At 65.9% G+C, this 2,393-nt stretch carries 1 protein-coding gene; it reads left to right on the top strand.

Going from position 1 to position 2,393, the window contains the following annotated elements:
• Nucleotides 1–524: 524 nt before the first annotated feature.
• Nucleotides 525–1,973, top strand: coding sequence for an MFS transporter (locus WA805_RS09310; protein ID WP_422285952.1), 1,449 nt, complete (start codon nucleotides 525–527; stop codon nucleotides 1,971–1,973).
• The last annotated feature ends 420 nt before the right edge of the window (nucleotides 1,974–2,393 follow it).

Raw genomic sequence — 2,393 nt, 5'->3', positions numbered from 1 at the left:
ATGAGTTCCGCCGTCTGGTTCGTCATGGGCTAATACTCACCGCATCAGTGATCACTTGCCACCGATCCCGCCATAACGTGACATCACGTATATCTAAGGTTGCTCAGATGAGCGGTCGCCATTCGCGTCGCATTCTTCGCCAGCGGCCACAGCAGGCCCTCCGCGAGCCCGGAATCCAGTGGTAGCAGGGGTTGTCGTGCGTGTCCTGGCGGCTTACGCGAGGAGCGTATCCAGTTAGATGCGGGTTCTCCCGCGAATTCGGAAAGCGCGCGTATTCGGCATTTCCGGCACTGATTCCGTCTTGCTAGTTACCGTTCTGGCCCGTTTAGGCCGGTCATACAGGCCTACTTGTGAGTAGCCCCTGGAATTCAGGGCCCCAGCCTGGCAACTATCCACCATCTTCCGGTCCCCGGTCCCGGGCCGCTGATAACAGTAAGAAGCGCTCGGCGCGCGACGATGACCGTTCAGGTAGGTTCGCGACCTCGGGCTTGGATCTCCCGGTTGCCCTGGGGTAGTGCAGCGGCATGGCGGACGCCGATGGCCCGGTCAGCGAGGCCCGAACTATGTGGCTAGGTGTGGTGTCACTGTGCCTGGTGCAGTTCATTGACGTTCTCGGCGTGACCGTCATGGTGACGGCCCTGCCAGCCATGCTGTCGGACCTGCGTGCGTCGCCGGATGCGGCCAGCTTGATCTCTACTGGCTATGCCATGTTCTTCGGCGGGTTGCTGATGTTTGGTGCGCGGCTGGGGGACCGGTTTGGTCACCGGCGGATCATCTTCACGGGCCTGGCGATCTTCGCCGTGGCTGCTGTCGCGGGTGCGACGGCTTCGTCAGTAGTGGTGCTGACGGCCGCCAGGTGCCTCCAAGGTGCGGCTGCGGCAATGTCGGTACCGTCGGCGTTGCGGCTGCTGACCACGATCACCGCTGATGGGCCTCAGCGCGAGCGGGCAATCGCAGGCTGGAGCGCATCCGGAGCTGCCGCAGGCGCGAGTGGCTTTGTTGTCGGCGGGGTTGTGACCTATCTGGTCGGCTGGCGGGCAGTGTTCTGGGTCTACGTCGCCGTGGCGGTGCTGCTGGCCGTGGCCATCAGGCGATCCGTGCCGCGAGATCAACGTGCTGACGCGTCGGTCCGATTGAGTGTGCCTAGCGTTATCGCCTTCACCACCGCCGTGATGGCGTTCGTCGTCGCGACGACGCTGCTGCCTCAACCCGGCCGGGCGGCGCTGGGTGGCGCGCTGCTGGCGGTTGCAGTTGTCCTGGCCGGCGTATTCATCATCGTGGACCGGCGCTCCGCGGCGCCGTTGCTGCCCAGGGCAGTACTTGGTATGCGCCCGTTGCGACAGGGTGCGGCCGGTGGGCTGCTGAACACGTTGACGACCAGCTCGGCCATCACCTTGGCGACGCTGTACCTGCAAAACACCCTGGGGCACAGCCCGCTGGTGGCCGGGCTGATGCTCTTGCCGTTCAGCGTCGCCGTCATTGCCGGATCCGCCCTTGCCGCTCCGGCGCTGGTGCGGTGGGCGCCGCAGCGTCTGGTCTCGACCGGCCTAGCGGTCATCGCCGTCTGCGACGCCGCGCTCATTCCGGCGGCCAGCAGTACGTGGGCGCTGCCGGTGTGCGTCGCGGCCGGGGGCGCCGGTATCGGGCTATCCTCGGTCGCCACGACCAGGCTAGGCACCAGCGTCCCGATCGCCGTGCGAGGCACCGCCTCGGGAATCATCAACACCGCCGCGCAGCTGGGCACCGCCGTCGGCATCGCCGCGCTGCTGCTGCTCGCCACGCTGACGACCGGCATCCCCGAACCAGGATCATCGGCCCCGGCGATTGCGTGGGGAACCGCTGCGCTGATCGCCTGCACCGGCGCGGTGATCTTCGGCCTCAAAAGCCCGGGTCACGCAACTAGCTTCCGGCCTACTGCCGCTGATAGCGAGGCGAGGACCGCGGGGAAGGGATCACCCAACGCCTCGCCATGATGATGGATATTTGTGGACCCTCCGGTGTGCCGAACTATCCACTATCTTCCGGTCCCGGCCGAACTGCGGATAACAGCAAGATGCGGTCGGCCCGTGATTATCGTGGGTACTTGTGCGGCCTCTGGACGGCCTAACTACCCACGATCTCCTGGCAGCCAGCCCGAACGCCTGATAACAGCAAGAAGCGGGTCTTAGACGCCCGCCGATGCGGGCGTGCCGCGTTCCGCGGTCCACTTAGGGCGCGAAAGTACCCGAAATCTGTCCGGTATGCCCGGTTTGCTCGTCACTTTCGCGCCCTAAGTCAGCTCGGCGACCCGTCCACCGCTGATAACAGCAAGATGCGGCCGCAGGCCGCCGTGGGCGCCGCTACAGCAGGGTGAGCTGCTCGGACTGCGCGACCGCGGGCGCGGGAGCGGGCGC

The sequence above is a fragment of the Trebonia sp. genome, assembly GCF_049794275.1.
In the GTDB taxonomy this organism is placed as follows: Bacteria; Actinomycetota; Actinomycetes; order Streptosporangiales; family Streptosporangiaceae; genus Trebonia.
The sequence above is the reverse complement of the archived record's forward strand: the minus strand, read 5'-3'. Positions and strand labels throughout refer to the sequence as shown.